General features: G+C 30.7%; 26 protein-coding genes. 13 read left to right on the top strand and 13 right to left on the bottom strand.

All coding sequences use genetic code 11. The features are described from left to right. Together ACXGSQ_RS03670 and kduI are read right to left on the bottom strand one after the other, a co-directional pair. Complete coding sequence (locus ACXGSQ_RS03670; RefSeq protein WP_458628287.1) at positions 1 to 795, bottom strand: gluconate 5-dehydrogenase; 795 nt, start codon at positions 793 to 795, stop codon at positions 1 to 3. 18 nt (positions 796 to 813) lie between these two features. Then, positions 814 to 1,656, bottom strand: a complete 843-nt coding sequence (gene kduI / locus ACXGSQ_RS03665; protein WP_458628286.1) for a 5-dehydro-4-deoxy-D-glucuronate isomerase — start codon at positions 1,654 to 1,656, stop codon at positions 814 to 816. Positions 1,657 to 1,818: 162 nt separating this feature from the next. On the opposite strand from kduI, the gene ACXGSQ_RS03660 reads away from it, so the two are divergent. The 5 genes from ACXGSQ_RS03660 to ACXGSQ_RS03640 all read left to right on the top strand — a co-directional run bounded on the left by ACXGSQ_RS03660 (position 1,819) and on the right by ACXGSQ_RS03640 (position 6,350). Then, a complete protein-coding gene (locus tag ACXGSQ_RS03660) occupies positions 1,819 to 2,838 on the top strand; it encodes a LacI family DNA-binding transcriptional regulator (protein WP_458628285.1) in 1,020 nt (339 codons plus the stop codon). A 24-nt stretch (positions 2,839 to 2,862) separates the two neighbouring features. Continuing rightward, complete coding sequence (locus ACXGSQ_RS03655; RefSeq protein ID WP_458628284.1) at positions 2,863 to 3,843, top strand: TRAP transporter substrate-binding protein; 981 nt, start codon at positions 2,863 to 2,865, stop codon at positions 3,841 to 3,843. A 2-nt stretch (positions 3,844 to 3,845) separates the two neighbouring features. Continuing rightward, the gene (locus tag ACXGSQ_RS03650; RefSeq protein ID WP_458628283.1) at positions 3,846 to 4,310 is read left to right on the top strand and encodes a TRAP transporter small permease; all 465 of its coding nucleotides are present in this window, start codon (positions 3,846 to 3,848) and stop codon (positions 4,308 to 4,310) included. Then, complete coding sequence (locus tag ACXGSQ_RS03645) at positions 4,310 to 5,605, top strand: TRAP transporter large permease (RefSeq protein WP_458628282.1); 1,296 nt, start codon at positions 4,310 to 4,312, stop codon at positions 5,603 to 5,605. Before ACXGSQ_RS03650 ends, ACXGSQ_RS03645 begins: the two co-directional genes overlap by 1 nt. 361 nt (positions 5,606 to 5,966) lie before the next feature. Beyond that, a complete protein-coding gene (locus tag ACXGSQ_RS03640) occupies positions 5,967 to 6,350 on the top strand; it encodes an ISAon1 family transposase N-terminal region protein (RefSeq protein ID WP_458629314.1) in 384 nt (127 codons plus the stop codon). Between the two features lie 379 nt (positions 6,351 to 6,729). Here ACXGSQ_RS03640 and ACXGSQ_RS03635 read toward each other — a convergent pair whose 3' ends face one another. Together ACXGSQ_RS03635 and ACXGSQ_RS03630 are read right to left on the bottom strand one after the other, a co-directional pair. After that, positions 6,730 to 7,233, bottom strand: coding sequence for a hypothetical protein (locus ACXGSQ_RS03635; protein ID WP_458628281.1), 504 nt, complete (start codon positions 7,231 to 7,233; stop codon positions 6,730 to 6,732). 55 nt (positions 7,234 to 7,288) lie between these two features. Then, positions 7,289 to 7,639, bottom strand: coding sequence for a hypothetical protein (locus ACXGSQ_RS03630; protein WP_458628280.1), 351 nt, complete (start codon positions 7,637 to 7,639; stop codon positions 7,289 to 7,291). Positions 7,640 to 7,724: 85 nt separating this feature from the next. Here ACXGSQ_RS03630 and ACXGSQ_RS03625 point away from each other — a divergent pair, with 85 nt between their 5' ends. Beyond that, positions 7,725 to 7,961 (top strand): helix-turn-helix domain-containing protein, encoded by a 237-nt coding sequence (locus tag ACXGSQ_RS03625; protein ID WP_458628279.1) that lies wholly within the window; start codon positions 7,725 to 7,727, stop codon positions 7,959 to 7,961. A 230-nt stretch (positions 7,962 to 8,191) separates the two neighbouring features. Here the strand turns inward: ACXGSQ_RS03625 and ACXGSQ_RS03620 are convergent, their stop codons facing one another. Together ACXGSQ_RS03620 and ACXGSQ_RS03615 are read right to left on the bottom strand one after the other, a co-directional pair. Further along, positions 8,192 to 8,626: a JAB domain-containing protein gene (locus ACXGSQ_RS03620; protein ID WP_458628278.1), complete on the bottom strand. Its 435-nt coding sequence runs from the start codon at positions 8,624 to 8,626 to the stop codon at positions 8,192 to 8,194. A gap of 71 nt (positions 8,627 to 8,697) precedes the next feature. After that, positions 8,698 to 9,090 (bottom strand): hypothetical protein, encoded by a 393-nt coding sequence (locus tag ACXGSQ_RS03615; protein WP_458628277.1) that lies wholly within the window; start codon positions 9,088 to 9,090, stop codon positions 8,698 to 8,700. 309 nt (positions 9,091 to 9,399) lie between these two features. Between ACXGSQ_RS03615 and ACXGSQ_RS03610 the strand changes: the two genes are divergently transcribed. Genes ACXGSQ_RS03610 through ACXGSQ_RS03585 form a run of 6 tightly spaced genes read left to right on the top strand, consistent with a single transcriptional unit; the run spans position 9,400 to position 17,336 of the window. Next, a complete protein-coding gene (locus tag ACXGSQ_RS03610) occupies positions 9,400 to 11,601 on the top strand; it encodes a DEAD/DEAH box helicase family protein (RefSeq protein WP_458628276.1) in 2,202 nt (733 codons plus the stop codon). Between the two features lie 7 nt (positions 11,602 to 11,608). Then, entirely contained in the window at positions 11,609 to 11,821 is a 213-nt protein-coding gene (locus ACXGSQ_RS03605) for a hypothetical protein (RefSeq protein ID WP_072347728.1), read from the top strand. Positions 11,822 to 11,826: 5 nt separating this feature from the next. Next, positions 11,827 to 14,019 (top strand): AAA family ATPase, encoded by a 2,193-nt coding sequence (locus ACXGSQ_RS03600; protein WP_458628275.1) that lies wholly within the window; start codon positions 11,827 to 11,829, stop codon positions 14,017 to 14,019. Then, positions 14,019 to 14,498: a hypothetical protein gene (locus ACXGSQ_RS03595; RefSeq protein ID WP_458628274.1), complete on the top strand. Its 480-nt coding sequence runs from the start codon at positions 14,019 to 14,021 to the stop codon at positions 14,496 to 14,498. Before ACXGSQ_RS03600 ends, ACXGSQ_RS03595 begins: the two co-directional genes overlap by 1 nt. Before the next feature lie 3 nt (positions 14,499 to 14,501). Continuing rightward, positions 14,502 to 16,259, top strand: a complete 1,758-nt coding sequence (locus ACXGSQ_RS03590; RefSeq protein WP_458628273.1) for a DGQHR domain-containing protein — start codon at positions 14,502 to 14,504, stop codon at positions 16,257 to 16,259. A gap of 18 nt (positions 16,260 to 16,277) precedes the next feature. Further along, positions 16,278 to 17,336, top strand: coding sequence for an HNH endonuclease domain-containing protein (locus ACXGSQ_RS03585; RefSeq protein ID WP_458628272.1), 1,059 nt, complete (start codon positions 16,278 to 16,280; stop codon positions 17,334 to 17,336). Here the strand turns inward: ACXGSQ_RS03585 and ACXGSQ_RS03580 are convergent. Genes ACXGSQ_RS03580 through dndC form a run of 3 tightly spaced genes read right to left on the bottom strand, consistent with a single transcriptional unit; the run spans position 17,328 to position 21,155 of the window. Further along, a complete protein-coding gene (locus ACXGSQ_RS03580) occupies positions 17,328 to 17,723 on the bottom strand; it encodes a DndE family protein (protein ID WP_458628271.1) in 396 nt (131 codons plus the stop codon). The genes ACXGSQ_RS03585 and ACXGSQ_RS03580 overlap by 9 nt on opposite strands. Next, on the bottom strand, positions 17,707 to 19,794 hold the full coding sequence (gene dndD / locus ACXGSQ_RS03575; protein ID WP_458628270.1) for a DNA sulfur modification protein DndD: 2,088 nt from the start codon (positions 19,792 to 19,794) through the stop codon (positions 17,707 to 17,709). Before dndD ends, ACXGSQ_RS03580 begins: the two co-directional genes overlap by 17 nt. After that, positions 19,791 to 21,155 (bottom strand): DNA phosphorothioation system sulfurtransferase DndC, encoded by a 1,365-nt coding sequence (gene dndC / locus ACXGSQ_RS03570; RefSeq protein WP_458628269.1) that lies wholly within the window; start codon positions 21,153 to 21,155, stop codon positions 19,791 to 19,793. The genes dndD and dndC overlap by 4 nt, the downstream gene beginning before the upstream one ends. A 155-nt stretch (positions 21,156 to 21,310) precedes the next feature. Here dndC and ACXGSQ_RS03565 point away from each other — a divergent pair, with 155 nt between their 5' ends. Then, positions 21,311 to 21,472: a hypothetical protein gene (locus tag ACXGSQ_RS03565; protein ID WP_458628268.1), complete on the top strand. Its 162-nt coding sequence runs from the start codon at positions 21,311 to 21,313 to the stop codon at positions 21,470 to 21,472. Here the strand turns inward: ACXGSQ_RS03565 and ACXGSQ_RS03560 are convergent. From ACXGSQ_RS03560 to ACXGSQ_RS03545, 4 genes are all read right to left on the bottom strand, one after another. Then, the gene (locus tag ACXGSQ_RS03560) at positions 21,464 to 21,769 is read right to left on the bottom strand and encodes a hypothetical protein (RefSeq protein ID WP_458628267.1); all 306 of its coding nucleotides are present in this window, start codon (positions 21,767 to 21,769) and stop codon (positions 21,464 to 21,466) included. The genes ACXGSQ_RS03565 and ACXGSQ_RS03560 overlap by 9 nt on opposite strands. Positions 21,770 to 21,840: 71 nt before the next feature. Further along, positions 21,841 to 22,854 (bottom strand): DUF3871 family protein, encoded by a 1,014-nt coding sequence (locus ACXGSQ_RS03555; protein ID WP_458628266.1) that lies wholly within the window; start codon positions 22,852 to 22,854, stop codon positions 21,841 to 21,843. Further along, on the bottom strand, positions 22,829 to 23,701 hold the full coding sequence (locus ACXGSQ_RS03550) for an AAA family ATPase (RefSeq protein ID WP_458628265.1): 873 nt from the start codon (positions 23,699 to 23,701) through the stop codon (positions 22,829 to 22,831). The genes ACXGSQ_RS03555 and ACXGSQ_RS03550 overlap by 26 nt, the downstream gene beginning before the upstream one ends. Positions 23,702 to 23,821: 120 nt before the next feature. Further along, positions 23,822 to 25,162, bottom strand: a complete 1,341-nt coding sequence (locus tag ACXGSQ_RS03545; RefSeq protein ID WP_458628264.1) for a DUF3987 domain-containing protein — start codon at positions 25,160 to 25,162, stop codon at positions 23,822 to 23,824. Position 25,163 lies beyond the last annotated feature (1 nt).

Below are 25,163 nucleotides of genomic sequence, written 5' to 3'. Positions count from 1 at the left end.
CTAATCTTCGTTAGCGGGTTTACCAATAGTCGCGAGTATCCCTCCATCTACATACACAACATGACCATTAACAAAATCACTCGCTTTTGAGCTTAAAAATATAGCTGCGCCTTGCAGGTCTTCTGGATTTCCCCATTTACCTGATGGTGTTCTGTTGATAATAAAGTCGTTAAAAGGATGACCGTCAACTCTAATAGGTTCTGTTTGGCTTGTTGCAAAATACCCAGGACCTATCCCGTTGGTTTGAATGTTGTGTTTGGCCCATTCAGTCGCCATATTTTGAGTAAGCATTTTAAGTCCACCTTTTGCAGCTGCATAAGCACCAACAGAATTTCGACCTAACTCACTCATCATGGAACAAATGTTAATGATTTTACCACTTTTTCTTTCAATCATTCCTTTCACAACATGTTTAGATACAATAAAAGGAGCGACTAAGTCGACATCAATGACAGCTTTAAAATCCTCCACCTCCATATCTACTAATGGAGTGCGTTTAATAATACCTGCATTATTGACTAAAATATCGATAGGACCAACTTCATTTTCAATCTTTTCAATATGTTCTTTTACAGCGATTTCATCTGTAACATCAAAAAGATAACCATAAGCCTCAATACCAACTTCTTTATAAGTTGCAACAGCTTCATCCAATTTTGCTTGTGATGAATTCCCGTTTACAATAATTTTAGCTCCAGCATTCCCTATACCTTTTGCCATCGCCATTCCTAAGCCATGAGTAGCACCAGTGATTAATGCTGTTTTTCCTGTTAAATCAAATAAGTTAATTGACATAATTGAAGTTTTAATTAATTATTTTAACTCGTTAATCTTACAGTGATCCATATCTCCGTAGTCTAAATTTTCTCCAGCCATACCCCAAATAAAAGTATAATTACTCGTTCCCGAACCTGAATGTATAGACCAAGGTGGAGAAATTACGGCTTGGTTATTTGCCATCCAAATATGTCTTGTTTCTTCTGGTTCGCCCATAAAATGACATACAGCCTGATCTTCAGGTACTTCAAAATAAAAGTAAACCTCCATTCTTCTATCGTGTACATGAGCTGGCATGGTATTCCAAACACTTCCGGTTTTTAACTCAGTCATCCCCATTTGTACTTGGCATGTTTCAACCACGCTATTTACAATTAGTTTTCTAATCGTTCTGGCGTTTGCTGTTTCTAGAGCACCTAATTCTACCACTTCCGCATCTTCTCTACTAATTTTTTTAGTTGGAAACGTTTTATGAGCTGGTGTAGAGTTTAAATAAAATTTTGCGGGTTTTGTAGCATCTTCACTACTAAAACTAACGTCTTTATTCGCTCTACCTATGTACAAAGCTTCTTTATAATCTAAATGATAATCTACACCATTAACAGAAACGGTGCCTTTACCACCAACATTTATTATTCCTAATTCTCTACGCTCTAAAAAATAATCTGCTTTAAGTGGCTCTATAGATTCGAGTTTTAATTCACTTTTCACTGGAACTGCTCCACCAGTAATAAATCTATCATAATGAGAATAGACTAAATTTATAGCATCATCTTCCATGACGTTGCTAATTAAAAATTCATCTCTTAATCTATTAGTATCGTAGTTTTTAACGTCTTGTGGTGATGCCGCGTAACGTGTTTGATAGTGAGTTGTCATTGCCAAGTATATTTAAGTTAATTTTTGTAAAAGTAATAAAAATATTCAAAATACAATCGATTGTATTTTGAATATCATATATTTGTTTTATAATGTTGCTTGGTTTCAACTACAAAAAAACGTAATCTAGGAGGAAGTTAATAATTACCAAATAATATTCAAATGCAAAATAATAAGGTAACCATACATGATATTGCTAAGGCCTTAAACCTTGATAGTTCCACGGTTTCTAGAGCTTTAAACGATAGCCCAAGAGTCATACAAAAAACCAAAGATATCGTTTTGGCCAAGGCTGCAGAAATGGGTTATCAACGTAATCATTTAGCATCGAGTTTAAGAAAAAATAAAACAAACACTATAGGTGTTATTGTACCAAGAATTTCGCGTCATTTCTTTTCATCCGTAATTAGCGGTATTGAAGAGACTGCATACGAAGCTGGTTACACCGTTATTATTTGTCAATCCTTAGAGCAATTCAATCGTGAAAAAAAAATAATAAACACCCTATTGGGGCAACGGGTAGACGGTGTACTCATGTCTATTTCCATGGAAACTAAAGACTATAAGCATTTAGAAGTCTTAAAAAAGCAAGGCATTCAACTCGTGTTTTTTGATAGACATTGTGATATTCCTAATTATTCTAATGTGTTAATTGACGATTTTAAAGGTGGTTTTGAGGCGACAGAGCATCTCATTTTGAAAGGGTGTAAACATATCGCTCACTTTTCTGGCCCACAAAACTTAGAAATTTATAAAAACAGATTTCAAGGCTATAAACATGCACTCTCAAAATATGGTTTACCCTTTGTAGAAGCGTTTGTTTTTCCATCTAAATTAATGGAAGAAGATGGCAAGAAAAATTCCGAGAAATTATTAGCCCTACCAAATCCTGTTGATGGTATATTTTCTGCAAACGATGTGGCAGCAATTGGAGCCATGAAATATTTAACAGATAAAGGTGTAAAAATTCCTGAAGATATTGCCATTGTTGGTTTTAGTAATGAACCTATTTCAACAGTAATTAATCCTGCGTTAACGACTATTAATCAGCCAGGAATTGAAATGGGTAAGGTTGCTACAGAATTACTTTTGAAGCATATCACAAAAGAAAATGGCGCATTAAACGCACAAACCATAATAATGGATTCGAATTTAATAGAACGTCAATCGTCAAAAAAGTAAAAGCTTTAATCTAATCTATTTTTAATGAAAACATTTGTTCCGGTATTTATTTCATTTTTATTATTAATGACTTTTACATCTTGTGAAACATTACAAAGCGAAAAAACAATCAAATTAGCACACGGGTTAGACACAAACCATCCTGTACATAAGGCCATGATACGTATGGGTGAAGAGCTCGACAAAAATTCAAATGGAAAATTAAAATTAGAAATATACCCTAACCAACAATTAGGTTCGGAACGTCAATGCTTAGAGCTGCTTCAAATAGGAAGTTTAGATATGACCAAAGTATCTGCGGCAGTGATGGAAAATTTTTCGCCAGATATGAAAGTGTTTGGACTGCCATTCATTTTTAAAGATCGCGAACATACTTTTAATGTTTTAGATGGTGCTATTGGCAAAGAATTGTTGGATGGTGGACAAAAATATTGGCTGAAAGGTTTAGGATATTATGATGCTGGAAGTCGAAGTTTTTATACCAAAGAGAAACCTATTGAAACACCAGAAGACTTGGAGGGCTTAAAAATTAGAGTCATGGAAAGCGTTACGGCCATGCGTATGGTCACAAGCCTTGGAGGGTCCCCTACTCCAATATCATCAGGAGAATTATATACCGCTTTACAACAAGGAGTTGTAGACGGAGCAGAAAACAACCCACCAACATTTTACCTATCAAGACATTATGAAGTTTGCAAGTTTTTTTCTCTAGACGAACACACTACGATTCCAGATGTACTGATTATTAGTACACATTTATGGGACGCATTAAATACTCAAGAAAAAGAATGGTTGCAATCGGCTGTTGATGTTTCAGTAGACTATCAAAGACATCTATGGGCAAAAGCAGAATTAGAGGCCTTAGAAGCTGTTAAAGAAGCTGGAGTAACCATTATTCAACCAGACAAAACAATATTTAAAAGCAAAGTGGAATCCATTTATGAGTCCTATAAAAATGATGCACAGATTTATAGCCTCCTTAAAAGAATTCAAGAAAGTCAATAATTATGAAATTAAGAAAACAAGTAGATAAGATATTGGGTACATCACTCGCTATAATTATGGGAGTAATGGTTATAAATGTATTATGGCAAGTGTTTACAAGATTTGTGATAGGAACTCCAAGTTCATTTACAGACGAACTAGCACGGTATCTTATGATTTGGGTTGGTGTTTTAGGAGCTGCTTATATTTCTGGAAGACGTATGCATGTTGCTATAGATTTATTACCAGCACGATTGAATAAGGCAGGGCAAACAAAATTAAAGACATTTGTTAATTGGATTATTATTGCTTTTTGCCTTACAGCATTTGTGATTGGTGGGCTACGATTAGTTTATATCACATTTACTCTAAAACAGTCTTCGCCAGCATTGCAAATTCCGTTAGCTGTTGTTTATTCCGTAATTCCTATTAGCGGCATCTTAATTATTTATTACAAACTTTCTGATATTTTAAACAAACAATTATAATGGAATATCTACCTATACTCGTTTTAGTATTTAGTTTTATTGGTTTATTATTACTAAGCGTCCCTGTAGGCTGGAGTATTGCCATTTCATCATTATTAACGATGATGACAAGTATATCCATGCTTCCTGCAGTTACTACTGTATCTCAACGAATGGCGACCGGTTTAGATAGTTTTGCCCTGTTAGCCATACCATTTTTTGTCCTCTCTGGTCAACTTATGAATAAAGGTGGTATAGCACACCGTTTAATAGATTTTGCCAAAACACTTGTAGGTGCTCTCCCAGGAGGATTAGCATTAATTAATGTAATAGCCGCCATGCTAATGGGAGCCATAGCGGGATCGGCAATGGCATCTGCATCAGCAATGGGTAGTATTTTAGGACCAGAAATGGAAAAGGAAGGCTATTCAAAAGAATTTGGAGCCGCAGTAAACATTACTTCTTCAACTACAGGACTAATAATTCCACCAAGTAATGTACTGATTGTATATTCCTTAGCAAGTGGCGGTGTATCCATCGCTGCCTTATTTTTAGCTGGCTATATACCTGGAATATTAACAGGATTATTTCTTATGATCGTTGCGTCTTTTTGGGCTAAAAAGAAAGGCTATAAAGTTGGGAAGAAAAGCTCATTAAAAGAAGTTGGACGTACCTTTTTTAGAGCTTTCCCTAGCTTAATGTTACTTGTTATAGTAATTGGAGGTATTGTAGCAGGCATTTTCACAGCCACAGAAGCATCAGCCATTGCGGTTCTCTACACTTTATTATTAGGCCTTTGGTACAAGGAAATCACCCTTAAAGATTTACCAGAAATATCTTTAGAAGCCTGTGGCACTACAGCCATTGTCATGTTATTGATTGGTGCTTCCACGAGCATGTCTTGGGTAATGTCTTATGAGAATATTCCAAATGATATAAGTACAGCGCTATTAGGAGCAAGCAATAATCCAATAGTGATATTACTAATCATTAATTTAATATTATTAGTTGTTGGTATATTTATGGATATGACACCAGCAGTCCTTATTTTCACTCCAATCTTTTTACCTATTGTTGAAAAGCTTGGCATGGATCCCGTACATTTTGGTATTGTTATGATTCTAAATTTATGCATTGGTCTCTGTACACCACCTGTAGGATCTGTTTTATTTGTAGGAGTTGGTGTAGCAAATACAACCATAGAGAAAGTTGTTAAGCCACTTTTACCGCTTTTTGCCGCCATGATAATTTCTCTACTATTGGTCACCTATTTTCCTGGATTAAGTTTATGGTTGCCAAGTGTATTTGGATTATAATTTGTTGTTTTAATAAACATTTTTTTCTTTATAAATATTTACGACTAGAACTGAAAATATTGAGCTGTAGGAGAAAACAGAATTAAAGTAAGGGTATAAATTACAGATTTCGTCTGAAGTAGAGTAAGCCCGCTAAACTCAAAATACATCTGTTCTATGGCTTGGTATGTGACGAAATACGTCACAAAAAATAATGACGGTTTTAAATGCCGAGTTTGAAACTACTCAATTACTTAAAACAAGTGACATCACTTTAAAAAAAATGGTATTATTAAAATTAATAGGTCTAAAACATAAATATAGAAAACATTCTATATGATAATTTGAGATCATTCCTAAAAGTTGTGTGTGCTAATTAAAAATAGATTTCGATTATTGTAAAAAAAAGCCTTTTAGACAGTTTCAAAAACTACTGAAGCTTATTCTTCCTGAATTTTTAATAAATCATTTAGACTTAGTTAGACATACCAAGAATGGTGAAGTTATGTATCTCTATTTTGAAGAATGTCATATCACTTCAAAAAAAGAAACTGCCAGAGAATTAATTGCTCATGGATTTTATAAACAAGCCACGACACAAGACTTTCCTCTAAGAGTAAACACAGTATATCTGCACGTTAAACGTCATATATGGTTAGATAAAATCACTAAAGAAATTGCAAAGAGAGCCTGGGATATAGTTGCACAAGCAACTCGAATAACCTCAGAGTTCTCTGCTTTTTTAAAACAAATTAGTCAAAATTAGAGTCTCAGATTGTTATTTCACAGAACATTTTATGGTGTATATAGCAAAAACTACAACGTCAGTATACAAATTAACGAAGTGATTTTAAAGAAATGAATCAAAGAAAGACCAATTGTTGTACATATGTTGTATTGGTGTAAAAAAAACCTCTCGATTTCTCGAAAGGCTTGTCTTTATTAAAGTGGTCCCACTTGGGCTCGATATTCACTAACTAATCAGCTGAACGCTATGCGTTTATTTGTCACTTTTATTTATTGCACCTCTAGAAGTACTCCCTTTTTTATATTTAATCTGAAAATTAGTTCAGTTTTATCTGAATGAATATTAAGAAACTTATTTACTGTTTCCTTACTGCTTTTGTAAGTGTAATACGCTTTTACTAAGTGATAGCATGATAACATCTATAATACAACTTTTTGAATGTTGCTATGTTCTTGAAATCATCAGCATTTAATTGAATTTCTATTCTAGTGTATGGTTCAGTAGTGATTTTAACCCTTATGACCTTATTATATTGCAGGTTATGCCATAGAGACTCATATTCCTCTAGCCATAGAGCAACTTTATCCTCATCATGTTTTATTGAATTAAACACCTCAATAGGTTTCTTATAGCGAACCTCTTGTTTCTCTAGTTCAGATACCTTTAGAAGTTCAAAATACATTTCAATAAAGATACAATCTTGTTCTCTAGTGTGACATGCACAAGGAAAGACATTAATAGAGTTGTCTCTTAACCACTTACTCCATTTACCACATTCTGAATTAGGAATAGCGTTGTAGAACTCATCTTCATATTTTATGAGCCACCAATTAATATGGTGTATACTTACTAGAGCAGTATCTAGAGATAGTAAATCTATAAAATACTCTTTATTTAACATAGACTCTTTTTTTAAAACCTGAATAAGGTGTACTCTTATAAAATCATGCGAAAAGTCATAATACTAAACCTATTACAAAAAGCACAATAGCTATTATCATTACTATCTTCTTATCTCTATGTAAGTTTCCATAGCCAGTAAGTGACCTATATAAAAAAGCAAATACTGGATGTAAAAACCAGCACACAAGTGTATTAATAATTATTATAAAATACCATTTAATATCTAATGCAAAAGATAATGATATTGCAGATAAAACAAAACCTGACAACCAAGCTCCTATATTAAAAAGTTGACTAGGATTATAGTTGAAATCCATTTTGTCTTGGGTATTAGCTATTTTATAATTAATACCAAATTCAGCTATAAAAAATACTGAAGATAAAATAAAGAATACGTTTTCCATTTTTAAAATGTTTTAAATACTTGCCATATATGGCATTAAACTACGTAAATATAAACCTTTCCTTGACCTGTCAAATATGCCAAGATTGGGAAAGTCAAATTTACTGAAAATAACAGGTAAAAGAATTCAAGAAATAAGATACTCCAAAGGGTATTCTCAAGTTGACTTAGCTGGTAAAATTGAAGGTGTATTTGACACTACTAATGTCTCTAGAATAGAATCTGGAAGAACTAATCCAACACTACACACCTTGTATAGAATTGCTGAAGCCTTAGAAGTTTCTCTTTCTGAATTACTTCATATTGAAGATTCTGAAAACTAACATTTAGCTATTTACTACTTACTGTTTAACATCTGATTTGCCTAGAGGCATAGAAATATATCTAGTAACACCTGTAGAATACCTTAATAGCACCTATCAATATTTACATAATTTAGCTATAATATATAATCTGTAAACTATCACACTACAGCTAAATCACGTTAAATAGTGTACATATTGACACATACACATAAGAGCAAGACAAAAACTACTATCATATTAGGGAAAGGCTATATAAGCCCTTCATCCTTAAAACTAAAGTAATTATCCTTAGATATTATTAGATGGTCTATTAGAGTAATCTCAACTATATTACATGCTTCAATTAGCCTATTTGTAATCCTCTTATCTGCTTCACTTGGTTTTAGGTTACCACTAGGATGGTTATGAACTAACACTATATGTGATGTGAGTGCTTTTAAAGCAACACTTAAAATAAGTTTTATATCTACTATACAACCTGATATCCCTCCTTTAGACAAGTCATAAATACCAATGACCATGTTAGCTCTATTAAGTAGAACAACTTTCACTTGTTCCTGCAACTCTATTAAATCTGTATCCCAATGACTCTTTATTAAATCATAAACACTATTACTATTAGTTATAGTCACTTTGCTGGGATATTCATTAGAGTAGGAAACTTTAATTTCTGATACTTTCATAACTTTCAAATTAAAAATTCCAGTTTATGCTTGCTACCCTTATAGTAGTTATACATAAACTGGAAGTTTGATTAATCTATTAATTCGCCCTCTAGTACACCATTCTGTGAAAATGTGTGTTCTTCAGTTAATAAATCCTGAATAGCCTTATCCTCATCTGCTGATTCACCTTCTGGAATAAACACATATCTGTGATTTAGAATTAACATCTCGCCTGTTTCCCTAACAGTATACTGATAAGGTTCACAAGTCTCTTTTTCTATCTTTCCAGGCATAGAAGTTCCTATTAATGCTTTACAAGTTTCTTCATCAAATGTTGAAGAAATGAAAGTCTTTTGTGCCGTAGCATAGAACTGGTTTGTTACTTGGCTTTTTACCATTGCAACACCACCTTGTAGCTCTAAAACAAAGAATGTTGTTAAATCCTCTCTTTGTCTTTCTTTGTAGTTAATAATACGTACCATAATTTTATAAGTTTTTGAGTTGAACATAAACCCTTTAAAAGATTTTACTTTTTTTCAGACATAAGATAACAGCTATCAACTTGTATCTTATCTGCCTGAAAAAAAGTAAAATCTTTTAATTGGGGTAGGGGGACATTTTTGCCCTAAAAATAAGTGGGGGTTTATCCTGGGGTGGAACGCGTGAGTGTGATCTTTAAACCCCATAAATTTTATATAATTTTTTTTTATATAATTAAATATCAGTAGATTTATAAACTCCCTATTTATAATTATCTAAACAACTTTAAAAAGTTTACTAAGAGAACATTTATGCAAGAATATTTTAGGAATTTATCATTCCCACCCACTTACAAATACAGTTCAGACTCAGATTATATTCCACTGGAGTTTTATGAAGAAACTTTTCCCATTTCTAAAACAATAGATCTATTACTAGGTTATTTTAGTTCTAATGCGATAAAGGTTTTATCTAAAAGTCTTGCTGAATTTCTATACAATAAAGGGAAGATGCGTATAATAACAAATCATGTATATAGTCTTGCAGATTATGAAAATCTTGTAGTCAATCCTAAACTCCAAAATGAAGATAAATGGATAAATATATTTAATGATTTATCTGAAATAGAAAAAAACTTAAGTCCTGAAAGTCAACACTTTTTTGATTGCTTAAAATATCTTCTTAAATCAGAAAGATTAGAAATTCTACCTGTTAAATTTAATGATGTAGATTTATCTCATTGTAAAACCATGACATTATTTGATGGTGAAGATTACATAACTACAGATGGCAGTATAAATTTCACTCTTTCTGCATTGCTAAAAAATTCAGAAAGTTTTCAAGTTGAAGCTCCTTGGAATGGAGACATTAGCGTTAAAAGAATTAAGGATGCCAGAAATAATTTTGAACGAATATTTAACAAGAAGCACCCTGCTTATAATTATATAGACAAGAACAAAATTGAAGTAGTTATAAATGCTATTGGAAGAGATAAAGATATAGCGGACTTACTTGATGACTCTTTAGAACTAAAAACACATGGTTATAGTGAGAAAGTAAATAAAATAATTAAACTGAAGAAAGAACGATTTAAAGACAAATTAGAAATAATACATAATACTCCCAAGTTTCCTTTCCCTCAAGGACCTAGAGAATATCAAAAAGAGGCTTTTGATGAATGGGTAAAAAAAGATTATTCTGGGGTATTTGCTATGGCTACAGGTACAGGTAAAACCATTACATCACTTAATTGCCTATTAAACCTATATACTGATAGTGGCAATTACAGAGCAATTATTTTAGTTCCCTCAATTGCACTACTAAACCAATGGGAAGAAGAAGTTAAATCATTTAACTTTAAAAATATTCTAAAAGTAGGAGGAGGTAATAATTGGGAAAAGGATTTAGCAAATTATTCTAGTAATTACTCTTGGGGTTTAAAAAGTGATTTAGTAATCATTTCAACATATGGTAGCTTTGTATTAGACAGATTTCAAAAATTATTTCAAAAAGTCCAAGAAGACTTTCTTCTTATTGCTGATGAAGCCCATAATATGGGAGCAAACAACATACAAAGTAAACTTAACGATGTTAAGGTTAGTAAAAAGATTGGGCTATCTGCCACACCTAAAAGAATATATGATCCTCAAGGAACTAAAGCTATTGACTCGTTTTTCAATGATTCCCCACCTTATACTTATAGTTTTGGTATGGAAAGAGCTTTAGACTATGGTTTTTTAACAGGCTATAAATATTACCCTTTAATTGTTGAATTGACTGATTCAGAATTTGAAGAATATACAGAGATATCAAAAAAATTACTGAAATTTTTTGACTTTGAAAATGGTAGATTTAAAGATGATCCTATTGTAGAGATTTTATTACTTAAAAGAAAAAGTATAATACACAAAGCACATAATAAATTAGACACATTTAGCTCTATTATAAAAGATCTAATCAAGATAAAGAAAGACAAATATGTATTTGCCTATATCCCTGAAGGAAATACATTAAATGACAAAGGTGAAACTGTCAAAATTTTAAATCAATATTTAACCCAAATACATAATGAGTATCCAAATTTAAAAATGAACTCCTACACATCTGAGGATCAAAATTTAGATGAAGTACTAAGAGGTTTTGAAGATGGCAAAATTGAAGTATTATTTGCTATGAAAATGCTTGATGAAGGTGTTGATGTTCCTAGAGCTGAAGTAGGAATTTTTGCTAGTAGTACTGGAAACCCTCGTCAATTTATACAGAGAAGAGGCAGATTGCTTAGAAAGCATAAAGACAAAGCTTTTGCCACCATTTACGATATGGTTGTAATACCAAAATTAGATAGTAACTTAGGTGAGCTTTTCAATATAGAAAAAAACCTAGTTAAAAATGAATTAAATCGAGTTGCATATTTTGCTAGTTTAGCAATGAATTTTTATGATTCTAAAGAAGCTTTAGAGGATGTATGTATGAAATATGACTTAGATTTAGATACAATTATAAACGACTTATAAAAACCACATGGAAAGAAATCAAATATTAAAAGAAATACTTTCTGATTCAGATTTAATGAAAAAGTATAATATTAAAGAGAAAGAACTTGAAACCTTAACTACTAATGCCCCATATCGAAAGAAAATTGTAGAGGTCTTATCTGTAATTATTAATGAAAATGATAATCACCTTAACAGCTCTATGATATACAAAAAACTAAAAAACGTACATAATATATAATTTATATGGCATCAATAATAAATAGTATATCCTTCAAGAATTTCTTTAATTACTATGGAGATTATGATACAACAAGATATGAATTTGAGGATGGTGTAAACATTGTAGTAGCCGATAATGGAGCGGGGAAATCTAAATTTTTTAATGCTTTTTTATGGCTGTTTTATGATCAGGTTTTAGATTCAGATGATAAAAAGAAAAAAAATGTAAAAGATTTTGCTGTTAAAATAATTTCTGATAAAGCTAAAAACGAAACTGCTATTGGAGATCAAGTACAAACAGGAATTAAAATAGAGTATTCTACTGGTAGGTATAAATACCAAATCACAAAGTCATTTACTGCTACTAGAATAAGTGAAAAACTAACAGATTTTGATAGCTGGCAAATAACAATAGATGATATTGAGGTAGACAAAACAGACCACGTACTTCCTAAATATAAACCTGTTTATGATGCTGAAGAAAAACAAAAAGTAATAAGTCAACTTATACTACCTACACTAAGGCAATATTCATTCTTTCAAGGAGAGGAAGTAGATAAGATGATTGATTTTAGTAAGAAATCAAGTATTGAAGATGCAGTAAGGACATTGACCAACATTAGTAAATATGAAGACATTGCCAACATCGTTAAAGACATAGCTATAAAGGCTGAAAAAGATTTAAATAAGCAAACTAATGCAACTAGTGAACATAATGATAGACTTGATAAGGCTATTGTTGTTAAAAAAGAATTACAAGAAAAACTAATTCAAGAAACAGAAAAACTAACAGAATTTAACACATTATATGAAGCTGCTGAACAGGAAAAAAATGAGTTAGAACAAAACTTTGCTAATGCAGAAAAGAGAAAAGAGTTAGATGATAAAATCTCTGAAAAAAATAAAGTTTTAAAACGTGTTAAAGATGACTATGACTCTTTTCTTGATGGTATTAACAATAGATTTTTTGACGGAAACTTCTCTTGGATTACTTTAGGTTTTGAAGACTCGATAAATAATTTTAAAAATAACATCAAAGAGTTTCGACAAAAAAGATACGAGAAAAAAGCATTACAGAATGCAGCTGAGAATCCTAATGATTACTTTACAATGCTTCCTGTTAATTCACCAGATGCTGTTACATTAGATCAGATGATAGAGGATAAGAAATGTTATGTATGTAATAGAGATGCTAAGGAAGGAACAGATGCATACAATTACCTACTAAAGCTTAAAAACAGACCTAATGAAAATAGTGCAAAAAAAGAGTTTGTTAAAAATGATTTGGAAGACTTCTTTGGAAACCTTCAATTAAATGCAGCTCCTTTTTTAAACAAATTTGAATCTATACCATCTAGTGTTTTAAGAACCAGAGAAAAAGAACTAGAATTAAAACAAAGGTTAGATAAATTAAGTTCAGAATTGAAAGCTCTAAAATCTCAAAGAAAGGATATTTTAATTGCAGGTACTGAAGGTGAAGGAGTAGACAATGCAACAACTATTATAAATCAGTATAAAGGATCTATAAGAAGAATGGAGCAAGCCTCTTCAAGAATTGAAAGACTCCAAGACACTATTAAAAGTTTAAAAACTCAAATTTCTAACACCGAAAAAGAGATTTCTAATTTACGCCCTAAAGATATACCAGAAGGTTATACAGTTAATTATGAAATTAGTAAAGATTTAGTAGATGCTACTCTACTTGCTAAAGAACGTGTTTTTGATAAAATGGTTAGTCTTTTAGAGGACCACGCTAATAAACATTTCCAAAGCTTAATTAAGTACAATGATATTAAAGGTGGTGTTTTAAGATTTCAAAAATCTCCTTCTGGTGGTATTTCTTTAGATTACATAGATGATTTAGGAAATGAAGTTTCTGGAGCTTCTGAAGGGTTTCAAAGAATGAAAAAGTTTGCAGTTGTTATGTCTATTATATCAGCAAATACATCTCAATACAATTACCCTTTATTAGCTGACGCACCTTTATCTGCCTTTGGTAAAGCTTTTAACAAAGGATTCTTTGAAGCTATTCCAGATGTATTCCCTCAGAGTATTATTTTGGTTAAAGACCTTTATGATAAAGATTCTGAAGATAAACTAACAGATTTAGGTCAACAACTAATAAAAAGTGATGTTATTAAAACATTTTACCTAAATGAAGTGGATGAAGAATCTTCACAAATAGAAAGAACTACTAAAATTGAAAGAAGAAAATAATGAATAGCCAAGAATTCAAATCAAATTTAGTCTCAAAAAGACCTCGCTATGCTAACAGTAGAATACCTTTACTTGAAGCATTAGCTAACAAAGGTTCAAGATCATCAGAATATAGCCAATTTGGACCTATATATGAGCTTTACATATATGCTATGATGACTGGCATAAAAAAGAAAAGACGCTTACCTCTACCTCCTAGAAATCTAACTTCAGATTTTTTAGAAATAGGTAAATGGAAAAGAGACTCTTCTTTAGTAGACTTCTTGTTAATGGTAATTTTCACTCAAACAGAAGATTTAAACATTAACTGGAATGAGTTAGAAGACATGGAAGAAGATCAATTAAATAAAGTGATCTCAGATGTTGTTACTCTTATTGAAGAATATGCTAATGGTGGACTTGAGTACCTTGAAAACCTTTATGAAAAAGGAGAGTTAGAAAACTCCCATTATATGTTTATTGATCTTTATAATAATTAAACAATGGCTAAAACTTTTGAAAATTTAACGGGTGATAAACTAGAGGATTGGTTCAAATCCTTTTTGACAACTGATCTTGGGTTTAATAATTATTACCCAAGTTCTGGCCAAATAGAACTATCTATATTAGACCCCAGTCAAGCCAAAGGAAATCATCTTGAAATCGATGGTGTATTACTTATTAATAAAACTTGTATATTTTTAGAGTATACTTCCGAAAACAGTAATTTCAAGAACAAAATTAAAAAATTTAATAGAAATTGTAATTTATTTATCTCTTCCAAACATTTAACTTTAGAAAAAAAGTTTGAATTATTTGATATACCTCACGATAAATTAGAAGATTTTGCTGAAGCTGAAAATTATAAGTATGTCTATTTTGGAACTAATACTAAAATTCAAAATGAAGCACTTTCTAGAAAAGATTTTCCCGATTATCCAATTATTCAAAAGAACTTATATATCATTAAACCCAACACCCTTGAATATTTAAGACAACTCTCAAATTTAATAAGTCATCATTCAAAAAATGAATTTTTATCAGCACTTGAATTTACTCCCGAAGAATATGGAGAAAGTGATGAGTCAATAAAATTAGATTTTTTAAAAGCGGATAATAAATATATTACAGGAAGTAAAGTTAAAGCTGATGTATACTTATTAAAGTTTACTGTCGATCAATTATTAAGGATAGCAAGGGTTTCCAGATATGAGGGCATTCCTTTTATTTTAGAAGAGGAAACTACAAAACATAACTACCAAAGACTTTTAATTGAACGTAAGATAGAAAATATTTCTAAAAACTTTATTCAAGATGATAAAAGAAAGTTATTTCCTAATACAATAACTTTAGTCTTAAACAATGATTGTATTGAAGAAACTAAAGAAGGTAGTACAAAATTATCTATACCTAAAAAATTTAGTTCAATTGATATCATTGATGGACAACACAGGCTCTATGGTTATACGAAAAACAATATTAAAGAAGAAACATTAAAAAAATCTGAAATCTTAGCTACTGCTATAAAATTTCAAACTAAAAAAAATGAAGAAATAACTAAAAATGCAGCAAAAGTTTTTGTTGAAATAAATTCTAATCAAGCCAGAGTTAAAAATAATTTAATTTATTTAATAAAATATGATGTATTAGGAGATAAAGATGATGAAGCTCTTGCAGGTAAGATTATGCTACTTTGCAACTCTTCTCCTGAATCAAAATCTCTTGGAAATGTTTTTTTAACTAATTCTCTTAATCGAAAAAATAAATTTAACCTCCCAAGTATTCCAATTACAACAATTGTTGACAACGACTTAATTCCATTTATAAAAGGTATTAAAACCGATAAAACAAGTATCACAGACAAAAGATTTGAAGATTTATTTGGAAATAGTAGAGACTATTTTGAAAAAAACCCATTAGCATTATGCAAAAAATCTAAAAATCTATTAGAACAATATTTTAGCTATATAAAACAAGTTTTTAAATATGATTGGTCTAAAGACGCTAATACTTTTTTAATTTCATCTAAATATGTATCTGCATTTATCAGACTTCTAAGATATTTCCTATTTGATAAGGGACTTTCATTAATTGACACAAAGAATGAACTAATATCTTTAAAAAAGAAAGTAGATAAAATAACATTACCTAAAAAATCAGAATCTTTTATAAAAGGAAATTTAAAAATACCTTCTACTAAACATGGTATCAAAACTATTTTTGAATTTTTGAAAGATGTTAATACATTTAAACCTAAGTAATATTTTTCTATAAAACATATGGTTTTAAAACATTTGAACAAGGTCTTTAATAACACTCAAAATAGCTACAAATACTATTGGTGGTTATCTATTATTGAGATTTGTTTCAAGGAAGAAAAAAAGGAAATAAGCTATGAAGAAATAGTGTTTAAATTAATAAGTAAACTATGGTATCCCGTAAATTATTTCAAACTTTCATTTGGCAAAATAGATCAGTGTTCTAAACTTATAAAACAAATACAAAAAAACTATCACCTTGAGGATAATTTGAGTGAGCAAGATTTGTTTGATTTTCTAATTAAGCATAAGAACTCTAATTTGATGATTAAAATAACAAAAGAACTTACAAGGTATGTTCCTTATAGATTTATAAGATCTTGGTACAGCACGCAAACTAAAGGCATAATAGATAGCCAAGTAAATTCAAAGGTATTAGAATTACAAAATGATTCTGCTCCATATAATATTAATTTATACTCAAATGCAGTAATAATTAATTCGGAATGGTTGAGTTGGATAAAAAACAATTACACTCTATTAAAAGCTTATACTTTATTTGAGTTAATCAAATATCTAGAAAAAGAGAATCCTAACGTGGTTAATCTCACCAAAAAACTTGAAAAGCCCAAATTTAGAAATCTTTCTAGTGCAACTAAATATTGGGGTAACTTTATTACTGAAGCCCCTAATCAAATAGATGTTTTCCAAAATATACCATTAAACGACATCAAGGGTTTGAGTATAGATCATTTTCTACCTTGGAGTTTCTTAACTCATGATTTAATATGGAATTTACACCCAATAAATAAAAGTGTAAATAGCGCGAAGAGCAACTATATCCCTAATCAAAACTACTTTAAACAATTTTATAATTTACAGTATGGTTTCTGTAATTTTCTCTTAAAAAAGAATTTAAATAAACCATTAGAAGACTACTATAAGCTATTTAACTGCTCTAATGAAGAACTAAACAGTTTATCACAAGAGCAGTTTATAGTTAAAATGGACAATTTTTATCTGCCTCAATGCGAGATAGCCAAGAATATGGGCTTTGTTACTGAGTGGAGCTTAAGTTAACTCAAACAATCCTAACTCAATCTTTTCAACTAAAAAATCAAAACCATCAATATTAAATATTTGGTTTAGTTCTTCATTTAACAACTGAAGTCCATCATCAATATGCATTTTTATATATTTAGGTAAGTCTTTATCTGTTATATGAATGCCATAATGTAAAGCAACCATACCTAAATAATAATCTAAGTAATCTCCAAAAAGCACAGCTTTAGAGTAATCTTTACCTCCAGAGTTTTGTATGTCTTCTAACTTTAAAACTCTATCTTGAGACAAAGAATGTGCTAATGCAATTCTAGAAATAATATTTTCTGTCCCAAGATTAAGTCTACGTGTTAGTTTAGATACAACCTCTTTATTTTCTTTACTGGTTTTAATATGTGTAAACATCTTTTTCTTTTTTAAATTCTTTAAATAAATTATTTACACGAGAAGAGATAATCTCAGACCCATTTTCAGTATTATGTATTAAGAAGGCTTTATTTAAATTAGGCTTTAAAAGCTCATACTCTGCTTCAGATAGCTCTTTTTCTAATAAAGGAAACAGTACTACTTGCTCCGAAATAGATGGGTAAAACTCTTTAATTATGTTTTTAGAGTGGTACTTATCAAACTTCTGTAAAGGACTGTCTATAAACACAGGAAATTTAATTCCAGACTCATCAACCAAAGCTTTTAATAAAGCCGTAGCATAAAGCTGTTGCTCTCCTTTAGACAAAGAATCCTTATCTATTACCTGTCCTTTTTTATCTAGTAAATCAATATCCATAACATCATCTATAATGTTAACTCTAACATTAGAAATGAAATCTTTTTTGTGCATTAACTTCTTTAAACCTAAAGACACAGATTTTTGTAAAGAGTACTTTTTATCTTCCTTGATTCTTTTAATTAACTCATTAATCTTAACTAAAAGCTTTTGGGTAACCTCATACTTCTTTTTATCAGTTTCAACTAAATTAAAGTTCTTTTCATATTCAGACCTCACTTTTTTATGTGAAGTTAGCTTCAATCTTAGTCCACCAATTTCTTCTAAAAGATCATTCTTTTCATTTAAAAGATTTTCAATTTTAGTATCAGCACTAGTTTTTTCAACTCTAAACTGCTTTGCTAAATGATTATCTTTTCTGGCTTCTCCTTGCTTAATTTTATTATTGGTTCTGCTAAGTAAAGCTCTGTTGATTTTCTCTTCCTTAACAATAGCATTAAACTGGCTTAAAAAAGTTGTTTTAATATTATTATAAATAGCTTCAAACGCTCTAAAAGACTCTTCATTAAACTCTAGGTAAACCTTACCTACTTTTGATTTTGAATCTTTTTTCTTGAATTTAGATTTCATTGAATTGCTTATAGCTTTTTCAATTTTATCTTTAATAGAAGCATCTAAGCTTAGTAAATCTTGATTTGCAAGAATGCTTGTTGAAAAAGATTCCAATTCTTTCTTTAAAAGCTTTTCTGTTAAAGCCCCATATAAAACATCATTTTCCAATACAAGCTGATTATATAACTTACTAAGATGTTTACCTGCTATTACAAGTGGTGTAAGGTCTAGTAATTTTCTTAACTCTTGCTTTATATTTACAGACTCTTCTTTTAAACCATCACGCTTAGATTTAAGCTCCTTTAACTCTTCTAAAGTAATGGAATTACCCTCGCGAATTAACTTTTCTTGAAGAGAGTCACTTTCAGATTTTAAAATAACTAAATGTTTATCTATCTCATCTTGTTTATCTTGATTGTGATTAATTAATTTTTCAAGTTCCTCTTCTTCAGATAACAGTTCTTTAAGTTTATATTCCTCAAGGTCTGAAACCCCCCTTCTTCTAAGCTTAGTTAAAAGGGATTCTAAGTTGTTTTTAAGCTCTTCATACTTCTTTATTCCTAAAACTTCAGAATATGCTTTACTTAAACTTCTTAATTCAGCTTTAGACTTTGCTTCTGCAAGTGACACTATTTTTTCAGCATCAAAAAAGAAGAACTTAGCTATCTCTCTAGGTAAAATAAAGTCATTAATAAAAACTTCAAAACCTACATCTTTAGTTAACTCATTTTCATCTCCATCTATAAGAATCTGTAGTGTTTCCTGCTTGGTTTTTAAGCTATACGTTCTTATAATATTTACTGTTCTACAAGGTATTGAAGGAATTAGTAAATCTTGTAACTCAACTTCTACTGAAAATGTAGTTTCTGATGAATCATCTTTACTATCCTTGTTTATTAATGATAGTAAATAATTATCATAACCTCCAATATTCTTAATATCCTTTTTATACTTATCCTCTACTTGAGTCATAAGTTTTCCATAAAAACACCATATTAAAGACGTTAAAAACGTTGTTTTACCAAAACCATTTTTACCTGCAATAATACTTATATTTTTATCTCCTTTAGCTGTAAGGTTCAATTCATTTTGTCCCTTATATATCCTAAAGTTATTTAGTTTTATTTTGCTTATTTTCATAATTGATTTTCATTAACAAAAGACTCAATTCTATTTTCAACATCATTATGCAATCCATACTTAGAAATCATAAGAGTCTTTGTTTCTTGAAGTGTTATTAAATTATCTATTAAATGATAATATGAAGCATCTTCTTTACAAACCTCTTTTAAGATTCTTCTTTCTGTATCATCTAATGATTTGATATTATTAGTACTAATATCTTTATTGTATATTTTCTTATAAATTTCACCAACAGTGAAATCAAATTCTAACTTTCTATTCCACATTACTTGAATAGCAATCAACTCTTGATTAGTTATTAAGGTTACATGTGGTCTTTCTTTTTGAAGCTCATTTTGAATAGTCAATAATTCACTTAATAATTTAGCTCTATAGCCTGGAGTATAATATCCCTGATTGTGACCTTCCTCTGTTACTGCTATTTGACCATTTATTCTAGTGGGCATCCTGTTTTCACTGATATTTCGGTTTTCTACTAATCCATTTCGGAATTCTAAAAGAGGTTGCATCCAATGTTGACCATTTTCAATTAAAGCTGTCATGGACTTATCCTGCTTTACAACAGTACATGTCCAGCATCCAAATCTACTTTGACCACATGAAGAGTGTGTTTTATTTGTCACTACAGTAGGACACTCATAATCATCAGCACTTGCATCAGAATATATCTGAAATAAAATAGAATTATCAAAACCCCAAGGAGACTTAACTGTATTAATTACATACCATATTTCCTCAAGTAACATTTCTTTTATTGGTGCATATACATAAGTGTTTGCATTTGTATTATGCTTAGACAATCTCTTACCTTCAACTTCATGCTTTCTCATAGATCTTTCACGAGTAGCACTTTCTTCATATCTAGTTCCAAGTAAAACAATAGCCTCTCCTTTTTCATCAATTTGCTCTAAAAGGAAATTAGATGTTGGTCTAATTTTAAGCTTATCTGTACACCATCTAAAAGTATTATTTGGTACAGGATAACCTTTACCTATAACATTAATCCAAAAAGATTCTTCTAATTTAGGAACTGTCTTTTTAACTATAATAGGAATTCCTTGATCTCTAGCTCCTTCTTCAACCTTAACTAATACATCATCAATGTAGCTAGATATTATTGGGTTCTCAACCATAGTGTCATTACACACTACGTATACAGGTCTTCTTAATTGATATGGATAGGGTAAAGTTTCTTTTATTCTCTGTAAAGCAATCCAAACTAAGGTTAATAAAACTGTTGAATCCTTTCCACCACTAAAACCAATAATCCATGGTCTATCTGTTGTATCTGCGTAAGTATATTGGTCCATAATTTCAGAAATTATACCCTCAACTTTTTTACTTCTAATTTTTATCATAATATTATGTGATATTTCAAAATTAATCATATTAGCTCCAATAGCTAATTTGAATTCTAATTATTAATTATTAAATTATTAACACGATTAGTCTACTTATACTTATTATAATTTTATCTAAGAAACCTAACTAAACTTATTAATAGCATATCTTAATGAAGAACACGCAAAAATGGTTAACTAGTAAGGAAGCACAAAAGTCTGCAAAGATAAAAAGTTGTGACTTAATGCACTATAGAATTCAAGGTAAACTTGAGTTTGAAAAACGAGGAAATGCTTATTTCTACTCTAAAGAAAGTCTTGAAAAATTAGACTAATTTAACTAAACTATTTTTCGCTTTTCTATACGCTATTGGAAAATCAGGTTGGCTTTTAGGGTTAAGCTGCCCACTTATATCCCAATAGGATACAATAGGTGAGAATGGTTTAATTTGACCATTTGAAAATTCTGCTAATCCAACTAAAATATCATTGGCACTATTATTAATCTCCTCGGTTAATACAACTTGAAATATTTTATCTTCATTTGATATATCTATTTCACTAATATTTATTACCACACTAAAACCTTCTGGTATATCAACAGGTTCTAGACCTAATTCTTTAAATGACATCTCTTCCATTGCTCTAAAATAATTTCTCTTAAAGATAATAAAAACACCCAACAAATAGTTGGGCGTTTCATTCAACTCAAAAACCAATGGTAAGTACTATCACCATTGAGAGTTTGTGCTATTCCTTTAGAAAACTCAAAAGCATTCAAGTTTCTGTCTAAGAAAGTATCTATATAACTACTCTTATTAGCTTGTGTAAATAGATTAAACACACTCCACAAGTTAATATCACCATCATCATTTCTACTAAAGCTTTCGTCTTGATAATAATCTTTAGCTACAGTGGATATCTGTCCATCATTAAGCATTAACTCAGGAATCTGAAGCCTATCCTTTTTAGGTAAATAATTATATAGTCTAGTCTTACCTATTAATTGAGCAAATTGATGTTCAGTTAAAGATTCTTGTGATAATTGCTTCATACTATTTAGATGTTTTTCAGCCTGATAGCCTTGTAGAATTTCTAATAGTTTAGCTCTCATTCCAATATAACTATCAGCACGTAAGTCCTCCACATACCCATCACTTGAAACACACATATTACAACATACGAGGTTCTGAAAACCAATAAAAAACTTAAACCTCTCATAGGTCTTCTTTGAGTATAAATTCTCTTGATTATAAGCTCTTACACCACCTATGGTTAATGCTATCTCATTCCCATTTATATTTTCAGTTATACTAGGTATGCGTATAATAAAAGCCATCCTTTCATAATAAATAGTCTTCTCATGGTCTAGCAGTTCCTTTACTTGTTTATTAACAGCACTTGGAACTCTGCCTTTAATCTGATGGCTCACTCTAATTTCTGGAGCATCATAAATATGATGAGGAAACACCTTTTGCACACAGTCTTGTGCTACTTCAATAAACTCATTATGGCTTATTGTCCTTTCATTATCTTTTGAAAAAACAGGAATAATACAGTCTTGTCTAAGATGATTTAACTGGACTTCTAGAGTATTAGCCTCTATAAAGGGTTTAGACTTAAATATAGGCTTGTTTATACTACTTTCTAGAATAATAGTAGGTGTTACAGGGTTTAACTGTAAATCCATTTTAGGCTGAATGATTTGTAGTTCCATTTGTACTGAAATTTTGATGGTTAGATAATTTTTCTAATTGTTCTTTTTTACTTCTAAACTGTGGCTGCAAACCTTGTTGAAATGAAGGGTTGTCATTGTAAAGCTTTGTTAATTCAGATACTGATAAGGCATTATTAATACGCTCTACAATGTCTTTTACGCTAACAGGTTCAGCCTTGCACCATTTTAGAAGTTTTTCTCCAGTCTTTGAACTAATTACAAATTCATGAATATTAGAAAATAGATTAGTCCTATCTTTTGACGCTTTTGCTAAATGCTGGTCGTTTACAATCTCAAAATTAACTGTCAGTTCATATTCAAAACCATCTCTAGTTATTTCCTTAGTTCCATGTTTAACTACCTTGCTTTTACCATTACTACCAATATCCAAAGAGTAATCTATTTTTCTTCTTGTAGTAGTAATGATGTGACAACTAGATTGGAGAATCTTATTTATAAATGCTTGATGCCTTGGAGTTACTGATGCCCAATCTTGCCATCTCCCACCTAGTTTAGCGTGTATATCTAAACAACCGCCTGTACCATTCCATTCATGAGTAATACTATCAATGATAATTACTTCAATAGAAGCGTTTTCACAGGTTTTAATGGCTTCAATATACCTTTCTGGACTAAAGGGTGCTGAAAGTTCTAATACATTGAAATTCCCTAGGTCTGAATACAAAGATGCAGAAGAGTTTTCTGAATCAATAACGGCAATTTTCGACCAGTCTTGAGTCATCCCGAATGCTAATAATAATGAACTATGGGTTTTTCCAAACCCGCTTGCTCCAGAAATTCCTAAACGGAGCTTTACATTTTGTCTTTTACTTTGTTGTAGTTTCATGTTTTTTTTGTTTAAAATGATTAATATTTGAGTTAATAGAAATGAAAAAGCGAGAAACCTAATGGCTCTCGCTTTTAAAATTTATTCGCAAGTATTGCAGTATTTGCAAAGCTTGCAAGGTTATTTTATACCTAATTTTTTATATAATCCATGACAGACCTTTTGTAATATTTCTACTTCCATCCATCTCTTTAAAATATCATCAAACGTTCTTTCGGCGATATTTAATTGTATTGCGATTTCTAAGCCTTCACCTCTTCTAAAATCTCTAGCTAATGCATTATATAAAAACCTTTCTTTCATTGGTAATACAATAGCATTTTTTTTGTACTTATCAAATAATAACAACGAATGGTCTATTAAGGGTTTTATTATGTTTATGGCTGTATTAACATCTTCATCCGTCGCTATCAGTAATTCAGTCTCATCCGTAATTAAATATCTGTTTCTCAGCACCGTTAATATCATGCAAACCCTAAAGAATATCAATCCAAACCTTTTTATAACCGATAGAAATTCTGTTTTATTGCTTTCAATAATAATTTGAGTAGCTAATTGCATTTGTTGTTGGAAACTACCCCATTGTTCTTCTGTCAGTTCTATTTCTAAACTATCTAGTTCTTTAAGCTTATCATGCAACAATAAGATTTCTTGACCTTCAGTAATAAAAAGCTCCTTGTAATTGATTCTTATAGCTAACGGAGAAACATCCTTCCACCCTTGGATATCATCAAAAAAGTAAAACACAAACCTACTATACAACCCATTTTCTTTTGAATCTATTAGGGGTCTTAATTGATTTGGTGTTCCAGATAAAACAAGTGACATTTTTGGTGTTTTTACTTCAGAAAATCTATCACTTCTACTAATTGAACACGTTTCATGTTGGAACGATTTTCTTAAAATATCTGAAAAATCTCCCCAATCTTGTTTCAACATATTAGATAATGAATCTGCTTCTGTCTCAAAAATCAATAAACTATCATCTGCTTCTTCTAGATGTGAATAACATTTTGCAGAACTAACATTCCCTGGTAAGAGTTTAACTTTCATTTTAGGTTCTGGAAGTGTATTGTTAGTAGAACTTCTGTATTGTTGAATTTCTCTTTTGCTCTCAGCCACTAACCTATCATGTATTGGGTCAACAAGATACTTTGACCACGCCATAACCCCTTTTCCAGATGCTGGAGGAGCAATGATAAAAACGTAAAGGTTTGTAAAAACTGACCTGTGGTCGTAAGTGCCAACAACATTAGGCATGGCTGCACTTAATACTCCAAGTGTAGATAACAAAACGATATCCTTTTCTCTACCAGAAAAAGACATTGTTATTTTCTTTAGTGGTTCTGGTAAGTTATCATATACACTTTCTAGTATATATTTATTGACACTTACATCTTCCGTTATAACAGTCGAACCCGAAGTTATAACTTCATCAATTATAGAATTTTCAATATTCATA

The organism is Winogradskyella sp. PC D3.3, assembly GCF_054366245.1.
Note: the sequence above shows the minus strand (reverse complement) of the source record. Positions and strands in the feature narration are given on the sequence as shown.

Excerpts from the sequence above, each read along its gene's own strand:
- ACXGSQ_RS03670 (WP_458628287.1), bottom strand. The coding sequence starts at position 795 with ATGTCAATTAACTTATTTGATTTAACAGGAAAAACAGCATTAATCACT.
- kduI (WP_458628286.1), bottom strand. The coding sequence starts at position 1,656 with ATGACAACTCACTATCAAACACGTTACGCGGCATCACCACAAGACGTT.
- ACXGSQ_RS03660 (WP_458628285.1), top strand. The coding sequence starts at position 1,819 with ATGCAAAATAATAAGGTAACCATACATGATATTGCTAAGGCCTTAAAC.
- ACXGSQ_RS03655 (WP_458628284.1), top strand. The coding sequence starts at position 2,863 with ATGAAAACATTTGTTCCGGTATTTATTTCATTTTTATTATTAATGACT.
- ACXGSQ_RS03650 (WP_458628283.1), top strand. The coding sequence starts at position 3,846 with ATGAAATTAAGAAAACAAGTAGATAAGATATTGGGTACATCACTCGCT.
- ACXGSQ_RS03645 (WP_458628282.1), top strand. The coding sequence starts at position 4,310 with ATGGAATATCTACCTATACTCGTTTTAGTATTTAGTTTTATTGGTTTA.
- ACXGSQ_RS03635 (WP_458628281.1), bottom strand. The coding sequence starts at position 7,233 with ATGTTAAATAAAGAGTATTTTATAGATTTACTATCTCTAGATACTGCT.
- ACXGSQ_RS03630 (WP_458628280.1), bottom strand. The coding sequence starts at position 7,639 with ATGGAAAACGTATTCTTTATTTTATCTTCAGTATTTTTTATAGCTGAA.
- ACXGSQ_RS03620 (WP_458628278.1), bottom strand. The coding sequence starts at position 8,626 with ATGAAAGTATCAGAAATTAAAGTTTCCTACTCTAATGAATATCCCAGC.
- ACXGSQ_RS03615 (WP_458628277.1), bottom strand. The coding sequence starts at position 9,090 with ATGGTACGTATTATTAACTACAAAGAAAGACAAAGAGAGGATTTAACA.
- ACXGSQ_RS03610 (WP_458628276.1), top strand. The coding sequence starts at position 9,400 with ATGCAAGAATATTTTAGGAATTTATCATTCCCACCCACTTACAAATAC.
- ACXGSQ_RS03605 (WP_072347728.1), top strand. The coding sequence starts at position 11,609 with ATGGAAAGAAATCAAATATTAAAAGAAATACTTTCTGATTCAGATTTA.
- ACXGSQ_RS03600 (WP_458628275.1), top strand. The coding sequence starts at position 11,827 with ATGGCATCAATAATAAATAGTATATCCTTCAAGAATTTCTTTAATTAC.
- ACXGSQ_RS03595 (WP_458628274.1), top strand. The coding sequence starts at position 14,019 with ATGAATAGCCAAGAATTCAAATCAAATTTAGTCTCAAAAAGACCTCGC.
- ACXGSQ_RS03590 (WP_458628273.1), top strand. The coding sequence starts at position 14,502 with ATGGCTAAAACTTTTGAAAATTTAACGGGTGATAAACTAGAGGATTGG.
- ACXGSQ_RS03585 (WP_458628272.1), top strand. The coding sequence starts at position 16,278 with ATGGTTTTAAAACATTTGAACAAGGTCTTTAATAACACTCAAAATAGC.
- ACXGSQ_RS03580 (WP_458628271.1), bottom strand. The coding sequence starts at position 17,723 with ATGTTTACACATATTAAAACCAGTAAAGAAAATAAAGAGGTTGTATCT.
- dndD (WP_458628270.1), bottom strand. The coding sequence starts at position 19,794 with ATGAAAATAAGCAAAATAAAACTAAATAACTTTAGGATATATAAGGGA.
- dndC (WP_458628269.1), bottom strand. The coding sequence starts at position 21,155 with ATGATAAAAATTAGAAGTAAAAAAGTTGAGGGTATAATTTCTGAAATT.
- ACXGSQ_RS03565 (WP_458628268.1), top strand. The coding sequence starts at position 21,311 with ATGAAGAACACGCAAAAATGGTTAACTAGTAAGGAAGCACAAAAGTCT.
- ACXGSQ_RS03560 (WP_458628267.1), bottom strand. The coding sequence starts at position 21,769 with ATGTCATTTAAAGAATTAGGTCTAGAACCTGTTGATATACCAGAAGGT.
- ACXGSQ_RS03555 (WP_458628266.1), bottom strand. The coding sequence starts at position 22,854 with ATGGAACTACAAATCATTCAGCCTAAAATGGATTTACAGTTAAACCCT.
- ACXGSQ_RS03550 (WP_458628265.1), bottom strand. The coding sequence starts at position 23,701 with ATGAAACTACAACAAAGTAAAAGACAAAATGTAAAGCTCCGTTTAGGA.
- ACXGSQ_RS03545 (WP_458628264.1), bottom strand. The coding sequence starts at position 25,162 with ATGAATATTGAAAATTCTATAATTGATGAAGTTATAACTTCGGGTTCG.